At 63.2% G+C, this 16,929-nt stretch carries 13 protein-coding genes; 4 read left to right on the top strand and 9 right to left on the bottom strand.

All coding sequences use genetic code 11. The features are described from left to right. Window positions 1-158 precede the first annotated feature (158 nt). Complete coding sequence (locus tag V5E97_RS22060; protein WP_406693691.1) at window positions 159-1,850, bottom strand: tetratricopeptide repeat protein; 1,692 nt, start codon at window positions 1,848-1,850, stop codon at window positions 159-161. 349 nt (window positions 1,851-2,199) lie between these two features. On the opposite strand from V5E97_RS22060, the gene V5E97_RS22055 reads away from it, so the two are divergent. Continuing rightward, on the top strand, window positions 2,200-2,814 hold the full coding sequence (locus V5E97_RS22055; protein WP_406693690.1) for a 3-keto-disaccharide hydrolase: 615 nt from the start codon (window positions 2,200-2,202) through the stop codon (window positions 2,812-2,814). A gap of 160 nt (window positions 2,815-2,974) precedes the next feature. Here V5E97_RS22055 and rho read toward each other — a convergent pair whose 3' ends face one another. Next, a complete protein-coding gene (gene rho, locus V5E97_RS22050; protein WP_406693689.1) occupies window positions 2,975-4,105 on the bottom strand; it encodes a transcription termination factor Rho in 1,131 nt (376 codons plus the stop codon). A gap of 557 nt (window positions 4,106-4,662) precedes the next feature. Here rho and V5E97_RS22045 point away from each other — a divergent pair. Further along, window positions 4,663-6,687, top strand: a complete 2,025-nt coding sequence (locus V5E97_RS22045) for an ATP-dependent helicase (protein ID WP_406693688.1) — start codon at window positions 4,663-4,665, stop codon at window positions 6,685-6,687. 155 nt (window positions 6,688-6,842) lie between these two features. Further along, a complete protein-coding gene (locus V5E97_RS22040) occupies window positions 6,843-8,426 on the top strand; it encodes a hypothetical protein (protein WP_406693687.1) in 1,584 nt (527 codons plus the stop codon). Between the two features lie 158 nt (window positions 8,427-8,584). Here V5E97_RS22040 and V5E97_RS22035 read toward each other — a convergent pair whose 3' ends face one another. From V5E97_RS22035 to V5E97_RS22005, 7 genes are all read right to left on the bottom strand, one after another. Then, the gene (locus V5E97_RS22035) at window positions 8,585-8,710 is read right to left on the bottom strand and encodes a hypothetical protein (protein ID WP_406693686.1); all 126 of its coding nucleotides are present in this window, start codon (window positions 8,708-8,710) and stop codon (window positions 8,585-8,587) included. 429 nt (window positions 8,711-9,139) lie between these two features. Next, window positions 9,140-9,376 carry a hypothetical protein gene (locus tag V5E97_RS22030; protein WP_406693685.1) on the bottom strand — a complete coding sequence of 79 codons (237 nt, stop codon included), beginning with the start codon at window positions 9,374-9,376 and terminating at the stop codon, window positions 9,140-9,142. A 6-nt stretch (window positions 9,377-9,382) separates the two neighbouring features. Then, window positions 9,383-10,375 (bottom strand): FAD binding domain-containing protein, encoded by a 993-nt coding sequence (locus V5E97_RS22025; RefSeq protein WP_406693684.1) that lies wholly within the window; start codon window positions 10,373-10,375, stop codon window positions 9,383-9,385. Window positions 10,376-10,378: 3 nt separating this feature from the next. Further along, entirely contained in the window at window positions 10,379-12,529 is a 2,151-nt protein-coding gene (locus V5E97_RS22020; protein WP_406693683.1) for a xanthine dehydrogenase family protein molybdopterin-binding subunit, read from the bottom strand. A 3-nt stretch (window positions 12,530-12,532) separates the two neighbouring features. Then, window positions 12,533-13,174: a (2Fe-2S)-binding protein gene (locus tag V5E97_RS22015; protein ID WP_406693682.1), complete on the bottom strand. Its 642-nt coding sequence runs from the start codon at window positions 13,172-13,174 to the stop codon at window positions 12,533-12,535. Between the two features lie 306 nt (window positions 13,175-13,480). Beyond that, window positions 13,481-13,930 (bottom strand): OsmC family protein, encoded by a 450-nt coding sequence (locus tag V5E97_RS22010; RefSeq protein WP_406693681.1) that lies wholly within the window; start codon window positions 13,928-13,930, stop codon window positions 13,481-13,483. A gap of 203 nt (window positions 13,931-14,133) precedes the next feature. Beyond that, window positions 14,134-16,320 (bottom strand): arylsulfatase, encoded by a 2,187-nt coding sequence (locus V5E97_RS22005; protein ID WP_406693680.1) that lies wholly within the window; start codon window positions 16,318-16,320, stop codon window positions 14,134-14,136. A gap of 344 nt (window positions 16,321-16,664) precedes the next feature. On the opposite strand from V5E97_RS22005, the gene V5E97_RS22000 reads away from it, so the two are divergent. Then, complete coding sequence (locus tag V5E97_RS22000) at window positions 16,665-16,919, top strand: hypothetical protein (RefSeq protein ID WP_406693679.1); 255 nt, start codon at window positions 16,665-16,667, stop codon at window positions 16,917-16,919. Window positions 16,920-16,929: the final 10 nt, after the last annotated feature.

Raw genomic sequence — 16,929 nt, 5'->3', positions numbered from 1 at the left:
CGGGGACGCTCTTGTTTCAGCCCTTCAATATACCGCGAGCCGTCAAGTCGATCGCCGGGTTTCACTCTTCCTGTGGGGAGTTGGCCACGCGGAGGTTTGCCATCCGGCCGGCCTTTCGCTCGTTCGGGAAAGGATCGGGTCGCTTCGCTCGCTTCTCCTCATTGCCCCGAGAGGCAGAAGCAGGAAGAGGAGATTTGCACGTCCGCGTCTTTCCAGACCGCATCCCAGCGTGTTCGGACCAACTTTGCCTCCTCGTCTTTATTCTGTGCCTCCAGGGCTCGCATCAGTCCGTATAGCGACCACCCGTTGTCGGGCAACCGCTTCAGATCTTCACGGTATACCGCTTCCGCCCGCTCGAAGTGGCCCGACGTCATCAGGGCCGCGCCGAGTGCATGGCGCACCGGCAAGATCCAGTCCGGGGGTTCGTCGTAATTCAGGGCGTCCTCGGCGCGCACTGCTGTCGTCAGAGCGTCGAAGGCCGCTTCCTCGTGTCCTTCGCGATAGAGGAGTTCTCCCGCCAGCAGGTGCTCGGCGACGTCGAGGATCGCAGGGGCCGAGTTGTTGCCGAAGCGTGCGTTCTCAGGGACGCGCGTTCGCGCCGCTCGGAACTCCTTTTGAGCCCCGCGGGCCAGTTCAATCCGCCCTGTGGCGGCGAACGACACGCCTCGGGCCGCGTGCCGGAACGCCCGGGCGATCGGGAACGTTGCCTCCGGCTCCGGGGCCGCCAGCACCTCGTCCCACCGCCCGAACCGCAACCGGACCTCCAGCGGCATGGCGAAGACCCCGTCGACGATCGCCGCGTTCTCGCGGGCCCACTCCATCGGGATCTCGGCCAGCATCGCGTCGATCGTGCGGATGGCCTTACGGCTCTCGCCCCTCATCAGCGCGGCGAAGGCGAGCAGATGGTAATCGTGGAGCATGTAGATCCGGTAGAACCCCTGCGTCGGCCGGATCGTCCGGTACGCCCGATCGGCCGCGACGGCCCGTTCGTTTGTCTCGACCGCAGACTTCCAACGGCCGAGCCGGACGTCGATGTGGGACGGCATGTGGACCATATGCGGGAGGCCTGGCTGCAGGAATCGCAACCGATCCGCGGCCGGCAACGCCTTCTCGGGATGGGGCGACGCCTCGACCGCATGAATATAGAGGTGGCAGGCGAGCGGATGGTTCGGATCGATGGCGAACGTTTCCTCGAGGGTTTTGACCACCGTCTCCGTGCCCGGAAAAGGCGCTCCGTTGGGCTGCCACAGGTCCCAAGGCCGTAAATCCATCAGGGATTCGGCATAGAGTGAGCCGATGTCCGCATCTTTCGGGTGGTCCCGCCAAACTTGCCCCATCGCCGTGGCGTACGCCTGATCGAGTGCCTTGCGATCTTCCGGCGGCGTCTCTGAATACCGCTTGGCGGTCGCTTCAATCAAGGCCTGGTCGGCCACACTCGCCTTGTTCTGGTGCGACCGTGCCTTCACGATCGCATTCCAAGCGGCTCTCGCTCGCTCCTCGGGCACGACCGGATTGTTGATGTGTGGCCCATGGGCCATCGCGATTCCCCACCAGGCCATGGCGCACGCGGGGTCGAGTTCCGTTGCCTGCCGGAACGAACGGATCGCCTCGTCATGGTTGAATGCGTAGAGAAACGCAAGCCCCTGATTGAAGTAGCGTTGTGCCTCCGGCGAGTTGGTCGTGATCTTGCGGCCGTGAGAGCCCAGTCCTTCGAAGATCGGTTCTTTTTGGAGCGAACGAGCCACCTCATCGGCCGCACGGACGGCTGGGGCCCAAAGCCCTGCGACTGGACCGAACGCGGCCAGAATCAGTAGCGCCGGGAGCAAGGCGTTCGCACGGTTGGGAATCATGATTGCAGCCCCGTGAATCGCTTGGGAACTCAGAAACTCATGAGACAGCGGACGCAACCTCGTGGGTTAACGCGTTGTGCCTTCTGGAAAAGACCCGGGCGAGCCTACCCCCCAGTTAACTTGCGGTCAGTCTTTGGCTTTGCTCGTCTCGACTCTTGAGGCCGCCTGGACCTTGCGGCTGAGCGCACCAAGGAAGTAGAAGTAGGTTCGGAACCACGGGCCAAACCGGTCGGTTTGCTCTCAACCCCACTCGCCATGATACTCGAGTTGGTCCGATCAAGCCCCCGGGCTCGAAAGAGTATGGTTCCCTCGCTCCAGAAAGGTCGATCTCATGCGCCGGTGCTCCTGGATGGTGATGGCGATCGCCGCACTCACGGTTTCCATTTCAGCCAGGGCCGATGACGGCTTCGTCGCGCTGGTCAAGGGAGATGACCCCGCCCAGTTCGACCTGATCGGAATCAGCCCCGAATCGCTGAAGATCGTGGAGGGCGAGATCAAGGTCCTTGGAAAAACCAACGGCTACTTTGCCACCAAGGATACCTATCACAATTATATTCTGAAGCTCGACTGGAGATACGATCGCCCTGAGGGCCTGGCCGATGATGCCAGGTTCAACGGCAACAGTGGTGTGCTTCTGCATGTTCAGAAGCCGCACAAGGTCTGGCCAAAGTCGATCGAGGTCCAACTTCTGAACGCCGACTCCGGGAATACCTTCGCGATCTTCGGCGCCAAATTCTCAGGGGCCAAGAACGCCCAGGCACAGAAGCAAGCAATCAAGCCGATCGGCCAGTGGAACCACCTCGAAGTGACCTGCCAGAACGGCCGAATCACGTCCACGATCAATGGAGTCGAGGTCGCCCAGGGTACCGGGGCCTCGCCAGACAGCGGCCACATCGGTTGGCAATCCGAAGGCGGCCCGATCCAATTTCGGGAGATCCTGATCAAGAGGCTCAAGGACGACTAGCGCGGCTCACGATGGAGTTGCGCACTGTGGAGGAATCGGGAGCCTCGGCTTCCTGTCTTCGTCTGAGTTCGTAGTCAACCGAGAGGGAGGGGCCGAATGGGCGCAACCCAAGGGTGAACCTCTCTAGAGAATCGGCCGGGCGACTCATTTGGCGCGGTCGTCAATGATCTTTCTGGAACTGGCCGATTCGTTCGAGAAAGGCTTTGTTGCTGGGGAACTTGGCCATCTGTCTGACCAGCGATTCCATGGCTTCGGTCGGTTTGAGCTCCGAGAGGCTACGGCGGAGCAGGTTGACGCGTCCGAGGGTTTCCTGGTCGAGGAGTCGTTCTTCCTTACGGGTGCCCGACTGCTGAATGTCGATGGCCGGCCAGACGCGGCGGTCGGACAGGCGGCGGTCGAGGACGACCTCCATGTTGCCGGTCCCCTTGAACTCCTGGAAGATGAGTTCGTCCATCCGGCTGCCGGTGTCGATGAGTGCGGTGGCCAGGACGGTGAGCGAGCCGCCTTCATCAAAGGTTCGCGCGGCGCCGAAGAGTCGCTTGGGGACGTCCATCGCCTTGATGTCCATTCCGCCCGACATCGTTCGGCCTGAGTTTGATCCTTTGTTGTAGGCCCGGGCGAGGCGAGTCAGGCTGTCGAGAAGGATCAGGACCTGCCCACCCGTCTCGGCGATTCGCTTGGCGCGATCGACTGTCAATTGGGCGAGCCGGATGTGCTCCTCGGTGGAATGATCCGAGGACGAGGCAATGACCTCGCCTTGAATCGTCCGGCGCATGTCGGTCACTTCTTCGGGCCGCTCGTCGATCAAGAGGACGAACAGGGTGAGTTCGGGGTGATTCTTGGTGACGGAGGCGGCCAGTTGCTGGAGGAGAATCGTCTTGCCGGTTCGCGGAGGAGCCACGATCAGCCCGCGCTGACCTTTGCCGATGGGCGTGAGCAGGTCCATCACGCGCATCCCGAGAGGCTCGGGGCCGACTTCGAGATGAATCCGGTCGTGGGGGTCGATCGCGGTCAAGTCATCGAAGCCCCGAAGTCCGAGATACTGATCGGGCGTTCGGCCTTCGATTTCCGTAAGTTCGGCGAGCCGGAGCGATTCGCCCCGCTTGGCCGGACCTTCGACCCGACCTGTCAGTCGCACCCCTTGGCGGAGCTGGAACTTGGCCAGCAGGGGAGAGCCAACGTAAACGTCGTTCGTCCCCACCTTATAATTCCGCGCGGGGTCTCTGAGGAATCCGTACCCTTTGGGGTGCATCTCCAAGACACCGGAACAGGATTGTTCGGCCGTGCTCATGGCAGTCGCTCGGAGTAAATGGGGGAGGCAACCGATTAAAACGGTGGCAGGTGCCGTGCCATCCGACACGACGGAAGTCGCGGGCAATAGATCGGGTGGAAATCCAACGAGGTCGAAGGAACCTCTCGGTCAGGAGTTCATCCCCAGTGGTTCCGGCCGTCGGTCGGCGTAGGGAGAATCTGCTGAGACGAAACCCAGAGAGGTGTTGGCAGGTTGAAACATTCCCTCAGGTTTCCACCCTGCAAGGCACAGAAAGGATTCGTCTCGGCTCTCAAACATACAAGGAGAATGCCTTGCCGTCCATGCCGAAACCGCGAAAATAAACGGCATCAAAGTCTCTCACGTCTCCTGAACCATTTCGAATTGACCTGGATACCGTGGGATTCGTTGCGGAGTGGCCGCGGCGAGCGGGCACTTTTGAGGGTGAGTTTGGGGAAGGTCAGACTGCCCGGGTAGAGAGCCTGGTTTTCAGGGTTTCGGGTCGTCGTATAATGGGATCCCTGAGGACGATTTCAACACGCCCTATCATCCCCTAAGGATGATCAGCCGGGATTTGCATGCGGAAAATTCAGCTCAAGAAAGTTGCCGATCAACGGCTCGCAGAGCGATTTGGCCAGGACCTCAACGAATCGCAGCGTCTGGCCGCCTTCGCACCCGACGGCGCGAATCTGATCCTGGCCGGTCCCGGCTCGGGGAAGACGCGGGTGATTACCTATCGGGTCGCCTATTTGATCGCCAAGGGGGTCCCCGCCGAGTCGATCCTCCTGGTCACGTTCACCCGCCGCGCGGCGCGCGAGATGGTCGGACGCCTTGAGTCACTGATCGGTCCCAATGCGGCGCGAGTCTGGGCAGGTACGTTTCATCATGTCGGCAATCGAATGCTCCGGCGATCGGCCACGTTGCTGGGGTATGGGACGAATTTCACGATTCTCGACAGTGAGGATCAACTCGACCTGATTCGACTGGCGATGAACGACGCCGGGCTGTTCGGGACCGGGAAGATGGCCCCGAAGCCCGCCTTGGTGCAGCACCTCTTGAGCTTCGTCTTCAACGTCGGCCGCCCGCTGGACGAGGTCCTGGCCGAGCGCCATCCTGACCTCGAGCCGTGGCGCGGGCATCTCGAGAAGACGGCGGAAGCCTATGCCGGTCGCAAGCGCGCGGCCAACTGCATGGACTACGACGACCTGCTCGGGCAGTGGGGGCGCCTGATCCGCGAGTTCCCCGACCAGCTCGCTGCCCAAGGGCGGATGTTCCGCCATATTCTCATCGACGAGATGCAGGACACCAACATCGTGCAAGTCGCCTTGGTCGAGGCGATCGCGCGGGCCGGTTCCGGGAATCTGACCGCGGTTGGCGACGATGCGCAGTCGATCTACCGGTTTCGGGGAGCCAATTATGATAATATTCTCAAGTTCCCGGACCGCCATCCGGGAGCGCGGCTGTTCCAGCTCGAGGTGAATTATCGGTCGACCCCCGAGATCGTCGCATTCACGAATGCGTCGATCGCCCACAATCTCTCAGGGTTTCCCAAGACCCTGGTCTCGGCCCGTTCGGGAGGCGTCCGGCCGATCGCGGTTCCCACGGCGGATGCCTATGAGGAGGCGGAGTTTCTCTGCCAGCAAATCCTCGAGTGCCACGAGCAAGGCGTGGCGCTGAACCGGATGGCGGTTCTCTATCGCAACCACCACGACAGTATTCTGCTCCAGGCCGACCTCGTCTCACGAGGCATCCAGTATACGGTGCGGAGTGGTCTGCGCTTCTTCGAGCAGGCGCATATCAAGGATGCCCTGGCCTATTTTCGAATTCTGGTCAACCCACGCGACGACGCAGCCTGGAGGCGTGTCCTGCTCCTCTTGCCGGGGATCGGACAGGTCAAGGCCGCTGCGATCTGCGAGCATCTCGCCCGGTCTGCCGATCCCCTGGAGCGGCTCGCCACGGCCGAGACGATGGCGCTGGTGCCGGCCAAGAGCAAGGGGTTCTTCGCCGGGCTGGTGGCCGATCTGAACAAGATCAGGGCGTCCGGCCCGGAGAGCAATCCGGCCGCCGCGATCGCGGCGCTGCTCGAGGGGGGATACCCCGCGACGCTCCGCGTGAAGTACGACCGCCCCGACAACCGGATCGCCGACATCGAGCAACTCGGCGTGCTCGCCGCACGCTACGAGAGTCTCGAACGCTTGATCGCCGAACTCCTCTTGGCTGGCGACGTCTACGGCATGGACACGCTCGCCGAGGGGGATAACCCGGCGGAAATCCTGGTCCTGAGTACGATTCACCAGGCCAAGGGGCTGGAGTGGTCGCGTGTGTTCGTCCCCCGCCTGATCGAGGAGAACTTCCCGAACTACCGGGCCCTGGGAGAGCCGGGGGGCGAGGATGAGGAGCGTCGGATTTTCTACGTTGCGGTCACCCGCGCCATGGATGAGCTCTACCTGACCTACCCGCTTCTGATCTCTCGAGGAGGACGAGGCCCCAACGTCGTTGCCACGCCGAGCCGATTCCTGACCGAGATCGACCCGAGTCTCTACGAACCGGTCGTACTGGAGACCGAGTTCGATGCCGGGTGGTTGCGACCGGACCAAGACTGAATCGACCCGTTTGGACACGATGATGGAATGGGGGCGAGGACTCCTCGTGGTCGGCTCTCCAGGAGGAACCGGCTCCGATTCACCTTGTCGTGCAACGGCCGGTCTGGCAGCTTAATAGGCCGAGAATAATCCTGGCCAAGCTCACCGGAGCGCGCATGGACCCGCAGCCGCCCGACCACTTGACCTCATCGGACGATGAGACTCCCGAAGCCCTCCTCGAGGCGTTTCGCACCCACCCCGAGTGGACCGAACGCCAGCGCGACGAACAGTTGGATCGATTGATCGAACGGGTACCGGCCGACCGCCTGCTCGCCGCTGCCCGCGAGCGGATGTCGGACCTCAGCGGGACCGAGGGAGAGGTGATTCTGCGGATCATCGAGGCCCACGCGACCCCGGCGCTGCTACGTGAGCTGGGGACGGCTCTGGTCAGCCAGCCTCACCTTTCTCCCGAGCGGACCTGGGAAGTGGTGACGCTGCTGGATGGGGCGGAGCTTCTCGACGAGTTCCCCGAACTCGTCGCGCGCTCGGAAGAGCTCGACGAACTGCTTGATGAGGAAGGATCGCTCGAGCAACTGGCCGAGCAACTCGAAGGGGATCCCGAGGGGACCTGGCTGGCGCTTCAGGGCCTCGGTGCCGTGGAACCCGAGATTCGGCCCCAGATTATCGAGGGCCTGGCCCAAGGGCCGATCGGGCCGGGGCTCGCTGAATTCCTCCGGCTCCTCTGCTTCGCTCATGATCCTCCGACTCGGGCCGCCGCTCTCGAGGCCTTGTCCCAGCCCAGCGAAACTCACGAGCACCTGGTTGCGGTCTGGGAGTCAATCGCCGCCGACCATCCCGACGCCGAGGTGGTGGCACGAGCCAAGGACTGGCTGACGGGCCGCTCCAAGGTCGACCTCCCCGCGGTTGGGCAGGCGACGACTGCGATCCAGACCGAGTCGAGCGTGGCCCGATCGCTGGTCACCGCGCTCGACGGGCGAGGGCGTGGCACGATTGTGCTCGCCTCGTATCGGAAGGGTTCACTGGCGGCCGGGGCCTTTGTCTGCGACGTGAGCCAGGGAGTTTGCGACGTGATCGGCCAGGCCGACCTCGACTCGCCGCAGGAAGCCGGCCTCTTCGAAGAACTCGTTGAGCAGACCGATCTCGAAATCGTCGAGAACGTGCCCGAGCTGGCCCTCCGGCTCCTGGGTGGGAGCGTCTTGCTCTGCGGCCGATCCACCCCTCCCACGCTTCGCTACTGGCTCGAGGCCACGATGCCTCCCGGATTCCGTGCGCTCCCGTTCCCCGCTCCCTTTCCGGGATGGGATCCCTCGGTGCTCCCCTTCGACGAAATGTTCGACCGAGCCCAAGCTGTGCTCGACGCCTGCCCGAGCTGGCTCGATGACTCGCCGTTGACTTACGAATTGGCTGAGGAAATTGCGCTTCGCGAGGGGGCGGAGGCTTTGCCCAACCCCAAGCGGGACGCGGGCGCTTATCGTTTCCTGTTCGAGCACCGGCTGTTCGGCCAACTCGAGCTCTATCGGCGGATGCTCTACTGGATGGCCTCGTTCTGGCAGGCCGGCGGCCGGGAGTACCTGGGCCAATCCGCGCTGGCGTTGGCCGGGCAACTCTCCGATGCGCAACATTCCGTCCCCAGCCATCCGTTCACCGTGGCGCTGAGCACGCGGAGCCTGGCAACCGCCCAGGAAAACCTCCGGCAAGGGATCGATCCGAGACGAATGTCTCGGTCGATGGAGGCGTGACGCGCCTCGCCTCAGTGGGCGGGGCGAGACGCATCATGCTGATCAGGTCTGTCGTGACTCGTTGGCCGACTTCGCCGCAACGAGTCCAGCGGTCAACGGAGGTGTGAGCCACGTCTCGCCTCGGTGGGCGAGACGCCACTCCCCAATTCGTTGAGCCGTTATTTTTTGGCTGATTTCGCCGAAACCGGGGCAGCCGGCGCGGCCGCGGATTTGGCTGATGCGCCCTTCTTCTTGTCGTCGATCTTCTTTTGCTTGTTCTTGTCTTTCGGTGCCTTGTCGCCCATGGCAGTTCTCTCCCTACTCGAGGAAGTGACGGGAACCGATATGTAGAAGCCGTGCCGCATGTCGCGGGTAACGGCTCAACATTAGAATGGTCGCAAAGTCGATCTCGATTCAAGAGGAATTTCAAAAAACTTGACGAGTCCGCGATTCATTCCTGTTCTATCGATTGGTCGTTTGGGACGGCGATCGTCTGTACCGATTCCGGGGCCGAACCGTCCTCGCCCTACCGAATTCATTCATCCCGTAGAACGGCCGGCCTGGCCGTTGGGAGTGAACCCCAGCCGTCTGGGACTGACCCGGACGGCCCGCTTTCCGGGCTCAAACGACCAGAGCCCCGAGGGAGCGGAGGTCAGCGAGTGACGACCGTTCCTTCGGGGCTGGGGTGACTCACAATCGAATCAAGTCGAACGTGCCTGATCTGAACGGAGGGTTCACATCGGTTCGTAGCACGCCCGGGTCGGATTACGGCATTCGTACCGTTCGACGAAGTCATCGTCGGGCCCGAAGCCCTTCATGGTTTGCAGGCACCAGAAGATGGTGTTGTCGTAGTCAGGGTGCGAGTCGTTCTCAACGACATCGGTGTAGACGTACATTCCCTTGTTGCGCAGGTGGCGGCAAGGGACGGACGATTCTACAACCGGCAGTTCGTTCGGATCGCCGTCGGACATCGTCGTTCAGACCTCCTCCCAGTACCGGTTGCCGGCCGCGGCGAGCAGGGCACGCTTGACCGCGGTTTTGGTGAGGGTGACCTTGTACTCGTTCATCGACAACGGTTTGGCCGCGGCGATGGCGGCCGCGCCGGCGGCGGCGGCGGTCTCCATCGTGATCGCCTGGCCCACGATCGCCTTCTCGGCCTCCTCGCTCCGATAGGGGATCGGCGCGACCCCCGCGAGGATCACTCGGGCCTTGGAGACCTTGTCGCCGTCCAGGGTGAGATTGACCGAGGCGAGCACCAACGGCCAGTCGTGTGCCTGCTTCTGTCGCGCCTCGTACGAGGCGTTCTTCCCCTTGGCCGCCGGAATGGTGACCTTGGTGAGCACCTCACCGGGAATGATCGTCAACTCGCGGTCCGCGTCCTTTTTGGGAATTTGGTAGAGGTCTTCGACCTTGACCGTCCGTTCTCCTTTAGGCCCGACGATCGTCGCCTCGGCCCCGAGGGCGATCAGCGGCGCGGCGAGGCTCGACGGGTTGACGAAGAGGGCGTCGCCGTCGGTCAGGAAGATGGCGTGGTGGCGGTTGTCCCCCTGGCGGACCAGGCTCTTGCCATCCTTGAGGGCGAGCAGGCCGTTGCCGGCGCGGTAGTACCAGCAGCGGGGGCGCTGGAGGAGGTTACCGCCGACCGAGGCCATGTTGCGGATTTGCGGAGTACCCACTTCGAGCGTGGCCTGCCAGAGGGCGGGATACGACGTGCGGAGTCCCTTATGATCGAGGACGTCGGCGAGCAGAGTCCCGGCGCCGATGGTCAGGCCGTCGCTCGTCGGGCTCCCGGAGATGCCGGCCAGGGCCTTCACCTCTTTGAGATAGACGACGCGGGCGGGGTCGGACACGTAGTCTTTCAGGCGGCAGAGCAGGTCGGTGCCGCCCGAGAGCGCCTCACTCTTGGGAGTGCCGAGGAGCTTGACGGCGTCCTCGATGCTCGCGGGGGCGGCGTAATCAAAGGCATTCATCGGTCACGCCTCCCCATTCTTTGAAGTCTTCTTGGCCAGGGCGTTGAGCACGTTTCGAGGGGACATCGGCCATTCGGCGACCCGAACGCCGATGGCATTGGTGACGGCGTTGGCGATGGCGGCGGCCGTCGAGACCGTGGGGGGTTCGCCCACGCCGATGACCCCGCGCTTCTTCTGCTCATCGGGCTCGTAGCACCGCACGATGATCTCCGGAATGTCGGAGGCGCCGGCGAGCTTGTAGAGCTCCATGTCGGGGTTGAGCATGACGCCCGTGGTCGGGTCCATCACGCGTTCCTCGAAGAGTCCGTAATTCAGGCCGCCGATCACGCCGCCGTACACCTGGCTTTCCCAGGTGAGCTTGTCGATGACTTGGCCGGTGTCCTGAATCGCGACGATCTTGTTGATCTTGACCACGCCGGTTTCGATGTCGACCGACACGTCCGCGAACTGGCAGCCACCGACGCCCGAACTGGCGAGGGTCTGGTCGAACTCACCGATGACCGAGATGGGCATCATCCCGAGCTTACGGCAGGCGTCCTTCCAGGACATGTTGACCTCGCCCTTGACCAGCAGCTTGCCACCGGCCAGCGAAAGGTCTTCGGGCTTGGCGTTGAGCGTGGGGGCCAGTTTGGCGAAGAGCGCGTCGCGGGCCTTGAGGGCGGCCTGGTAGGTCGGCGGGCTCATGGAGGGAGTGGTCGTCGAGCCCCCTGAGCCTTGGCCCGGCGGGAATGTCGAGTTGCCGATATTCGAATGGATATCGGTCGGTTCCAGGCCGAGCACCTCGGCGGTGATGATCGCCAGGACGGTCCGGGCGCCGGTGCCGATATCTTGCGTGGCACTCTTGACTTCGACCGAGCCGTCGGGGCTGATCGTGCAACTCACCTGATTGCCGTCCACACCGCGGCCACCCCAGGTGTGCAAGGCCATCCCGAGGCCACGCTTGATCGGCCCTTTGCCATTGGTGCCGCGCGGCTTGCGGTTGCTCCAGCCGATCAGGTCGGCCCCCATCTGAACCTCAGCCTCGTAGACCGGTTTGAGGTTCGGCGTCTGATTGTCGGGGAGATTGTTGAGCCGGAACTTGAGCGGGTCAATTCCGAGCTTGTCGGCCAGGTCGTCCATGGCCGCTTCCATGATGGAGCAGCCTTGGGGGTGGCCTGGAGCCCGCATTGCCCGGACCTTGCCGCCGTTGACGAAGACATCGGTGTGACCGCGCGAACTATTCGGGACCTCGTAGATGTACGGGAACGGGAATTGTGAACCGCCCCCGAGTCCCGCTGTCCCATGCGTTTCGGCGATGAGGGAGACAATCTTGCCGTCGTTCGTGGCGCCCAGCACCACGTGACCGGAGGCGCTCGGACGATTCCCGGCAGCCAGGTGTTCCTGGATCCGGTCGAGGAACATCCGGACCGGTCGTCCCCCCGCCTTCTGAGAAAGCTCTGCGGCGGCCTGACCCCAGATGTCGGCCCCGAACTTCGAGCCGAAGCCTCCGCCCATCACCTCGGTCAGGACGGTGACGTTCGAGGTCGGGATGTTGAACTTGCCCGCGAGCTCGCTGGCCACGGTGCGGACGCTTTGGGTGCTCGCCCAGGCGACGAGCTTGTCATCGCTTTCCCACTTGGCGGTCAGCCCGTGAGTTTCCAGGCAGACGTGCGTGATCACCGGCAACGAGTAAGTGGCCTCGATTGTCACGTCGGCCGTCTTCATCGCCTCGTCGGGTTTGCCCCGAGTGATGGCGCGGGCCTTGCGTGTGTTCCCCCCCTTGACGATCTCAGGCGCCCCCGGGGCCATCGACTGGGCCTCGGTGACGACGTGGGGGAGGAGCTCGTACTCGACCTTGATGGCGCGGACCGCGTCGCGGGCCTGCTCCTCGGTCTCGGCGGCCAGGGCGGCGATGTCGTCGCCATGGTACTGAACTTTCTTGCCTGCCCCGGCGAGCACGACCACGGCCTTCACGCCCGGCATCTTCTCGGCGGCCGAGGTGTCGATCGAGACGATCGTGGCATTGGCATAGGGGCTATACAGAACGGTGCCGAAGAGCATCCCTTGGGGACGCACGTCGGAGGGGTATTTGGCTTTGCCCGACGCCTTGGCCATGCCATCGAGCCGGGGGATTCGGGTATTGATCAGTCGCGGATTCTCGGGCCAACTCGCCATCGGTCAGGCTCCTTTCATGGCTTTCGCCGCGGCGAGGGCCGCCTGGAAGACGCCAATGTAGGTGCCGCAGCGGCAGATGTTGCCGTCGAGGCCACGCTTGATCTCTTCGAGCGTCGGTTCTTTGCCCTTGTTCTTGTCGAGATACGACTTGCAGGCGGTGACGAACCCAGGAGTGCAGTAGCCGCACATCAAGGCGTCATTCTGGTGGAACGCGTGCGCGACGCTCGACTCGCCGGTGTCGAAGCTTTCCAGCGTCTCGATCTTCTTGCCCTGGCAGGAAACCGCCAGCGTTGTGCACGAGTAGACCGGAGCGCCGTCGATGATCGCCGTACAGGCGCCGCAGCTCGCACGGTCGCAGACCCGTTTGGGGCCCGTGACGTCCAGGCGGTTCCGCAAGGTGTCAAGCAGGGTGCTCCGCGGCTCCACGGTGCAGGTCTTATCCTCACCGTTGACGTGCAGCGTGAGCTTGACTTCACCGGTCAGAACCTTCGGCTCCGCCGCTTCCGCCGCCTGAGCCTCTTCGAGCGCCGTGGTGGCCTGGGCCGTCAGCACGGCCGAGGCCGCTGCGAGACCGGACCCCCGCAGGAAGTCGCGGCGGCTTGGCCCTGACGGGCCTCCCTGGTTTTTGGGATCGTGTTCTGTCATCTCGCGAATCTCCCAGGATCATGGCAACCCCCGCCCGACCGGCGAGGCTAGACGCACAGCCCGAGCGTGAACGCTGAACTATCTCAGTCCCACCAACGCTCCGCAAGCACCCACCGGGCCTCTTCTCAACCTTTTCTCATGACCGAGAATGGCTGATGGTAAGACTTTGCGATTTGTCGCGGGGAGATCCGCGGGTTAGGTAAGCAAGGGCCGATCACACCAATGCAACCCGTTGGCACGGCCGCCGGTGACAGTGGGTTGTCACGGCAGGTTCGGGCCGCTGCGACGGCCCGTGAGGTCGACGGCTCAGGGCGACTCGACGCTGACTTCGGTTTTGACCGAGTTGGCGATGAAGCAGCCGTGGTGGGCCTGTTCGTGGAGTTGGCGCAGTTCGTCGGGGGTCGGCCTCTTCTCCCCGCCAAACGTGACTTCGGGGCGCAGGGTGACTCGGACGACGGCCAGGCGGCCCGACGCGTCTTTTGCGAGGACGCCCACGGCGCGATCCTTGTAGCCGTCCACCACGTACCGCTTTTTGGCGGCGATCGCCAGGAACGTGAGCATGTGACAGCTCGAGAGGCTGGCGACGAACGCCTCCTCGGGATCAACGCAGGATTCACTCCCCAGATAGGCAGGAGCGGCCGATGCTCTGATCGTCACCCCCGCATCGAAGGTCCAGTCGTGGTCCCGGTTGTAATTCTCATAGGCGAAGTCGGGAGTTTCCCGCACCCAACTGACGTCGACCGTATGTTCGGACATCGTGTTCGTCCTCTCTTTTGGCAAGGCTGTGACTTGGTTGTGAGCGTTCCCCTCGCGGTCACGTTTGCAAGCACATCCAAAACGTCTGCGAATTGAGTGTTACCGGACGAACGCCCGCGTGAAAATGAAAAAAAGAAACGGCCTCGGGCTCTTTCGAGTCCCGAGGCCCAATCGGCTGCGCTCGTGTGGTGGCCGTCCTGGATTTATTGGCCGCCGAGCTCAACCACGACCGACTCGATTTTGCCGGCATAGGCGTGAGGCGATTGATAAGGGCCGACGGGGCCGTTCTCATCGCGTCCCACTTCGAGCCCATCCACCGGCATGCGGGTCAAGAGCTTGCCGGGCACCGGGGCAGCGGCCGGTTTGCCGTCGACGTCGAGCGAGAGCGTTCCCTTCGCGTCGAGTCGGGCGATGACCGTATGTTCGCCCGCGGCCAGCTTTGGGCCGACAATCCGGACGTTGCTGCCGGCCGTGCGGACGAGGAAGCGGGGTTGCCCTGATTTCACGAACAGAGTGAAGCCGTGAGCGGTTCCTCCTTGAGCGACGATCACGCCGTCATCGCCGGCTTCGCTCGCATGGAACCGGGCGCGGATCGTGATCGGTTGGTCCACGATGGCCGGGGCCTGGGAACGCCCGAGACGATCGCCCGCCTTGAGTGAGAAGTGGCGCTCTCGGCTGAAGCTCCCCTTGGCGGAGTCATCGGCCCGCCAGGCGCCCAATGGCAAGACGTCAGCCCTTGCGGCGTACGCATCCCACTTCGCGGCCATCTCCTTGACCCGTTCGGGCTGCGAATTGGCCAGGTTGTTGAGCTCGGTCCGATCCAACGAGATGTCGTACAGCTCCCAAGGCTCGTTCTCCTTGGCCACCAGCTTCCACTTTCCCTCGCGAACTGCGCGGTTACCTTCGTGCTCCCAGAAGATCGGCTCCGATCGGGCCAGGGAATCGCCATTGAACGCCGGGCGCAGGCTCACCCCTTCGCGGGGCTTGATGCGCTGGCCGTTTCGCTCGGTCGGGTAGTCGGCTTTGGCGAGGTCGACGCAGGTGGCCATGATGTCGATCAGGTGGCCCGGCTGTCGTTCGAACTGGCCGGCGCGTTCGCGTCGAATTCCGGAGGGCCAGTGGGCGATCAAAGGGGTGGAAATTCCGCCTTCATGGGTCCAGTGCTTGTACTCCCGGAACGGGGTGTTGCTCACGTTCGCCCAACCGCGACCATAGGCAATGTACGTATCGGCCGGGCCGGGCAAGGCCTCCGGACCGGTTTTGACCCAGCGGCCGTCGCGCGTCTGCATTGGCGGTGAGGTCTTGGTCTGAAACTGGTCAGGTCCCAGCGGTTTCAGGTCGGCCGGCCCGTTCCCGTTGGCGGACCGCCCCGTGTTCTCCGCGCAGCCGCCATTGTCTTGCAGGAACAAGATGAGCGTCTTGTCGAGTTGCCCACTCGCTTTCAACTGGCCCACGATCCGCCCGATCCCCGCGTCCATCGTATCGATCATGGCCGCGTAGACCTCTTTGCAACGCGCTTCCCATGCCTTGTCCTTGACGTCGTTCCAATCGTCGGACCCGGGGGTCAACGCGGTGTCGGCCGCGATCAGGCCGCTCTCCTTCATCCGGCGAAGCCGCGCCTCGCGTCCTTCGGTGTAACCGGCGTCGAAGCGGCCTTTGTACTTGGCGATCGCCTTCTCGGGCGCTTGCATCGGCCAGTGAGCGGCGGTGTAGGCGACGTACAGGAAGAACGGCTTCTGGGGCGATTCCGTCCCGTGCTGTTGCAAATATTTCACGGCGTTGTCGGAAATCGCATCGGTATAATAGTACGAGTCGGGTGCATACTCGGGGTCGTTCGCCACGGTGATGACGTTGTCTTGCCGGCAGAGGGTGGCCGGGTCGTAGTAGCTCCCTGCCCCCGCGATCGTGCCATAGAATTTTTCGAACCCGCGCCCCAGCGGCCACGAGGCCCGATCGGCCTTTGCGTCGGCGAATCGCGTGACGTGCCACTTCCCGCACATATACGTGCGATATCCCGCGGGCCGAAGCGCTTCGGCGATCGTGACCGATTGCTGATTCAACACGCCGCGATAGCCGTCATGACCGCGGTCGTTCATCATGTGCCCGATCCCTGCCTGGTGGGGATACAACCCCGTCAGGAGCGAGGCCCGGGTCGGGCAGCATCGTGCATTATTGTAGAACTGAGTGAATCGGACTCCGTTCGAGGCGAGGGCATCGAGATTCGGCGTCGCGATCTCTCCGCCGTAACTCCCCAGGTCCGAATACCCCATGTCATCGCTCATGATCACGAGGATGTTGGGCCGAGGGTCGTCGACTGCCGAGGCCGCGGCAAGTCCGGATCCCCCGAGGCCGAGGGACGCGAGAACCAAACCCCATCGAAATACGCGCATCTCAACCCCTGCACTCAGCGACCGATGCACCACCGTCCTGTAAACAGACCCGGCCGGCGAGGCGCATCGAGATCGCGGGGGTCCATACTCGACAAATCTTATCGAGTTCACGGTGATTGCGACAGGCTCGATCCCGACGCCTTTTTTGATCAGGGACTGAACTCGCGGCCAGAGCCGGCGAACTCTGATAAGATGTTCATTGAGAACGCTGCGACTTCTGCCTCGGTTGCGTTTGCCGGGAACGGGGTGACTCGCCCGCAGTTTTGGGATTGGCGGGAACGCGAAGTCCCGGAACTCTAAAAAAAAATCGCTCTCACTGCGCCCTGATTGAAGGACCATTTGCCATGATGACATCCGTACTGAGCCGGGAGGATCGGGTCATCCGGATTGACCCGCGGGAAGCTGATGACCTGATCGCCCTTCTCCGCCTGGTGGGTATCCCTTGCGGGAACCCCGCCGCTGGGTCGCAGCCGGGCGAAGTGTGCATCCCATTGCCAGACACAGCCGGGGAGGCCGAACTGAAACGCGCCGAGGCGATTGTCCTCGAATTCAACCGGATGCGCGCCACGCGAGCGATCCACCACGCTCAAGAGAACTGACAGCCGATTC

The sequence above is a fragment of the Singulisphaera photorubra genome (assembly GCF_045290345.1).
Taxonomy (GTDB): domain Bacteria; phylum Planctomycetota; class Planctomycetia; order Isosphaerales; family Isosphaeraceae; genus Singulisphaera.
Note: the sequence above shows the minus strand (reverse complement) of the source record. Positions and strands in the feature narration are given on the sequence as shown.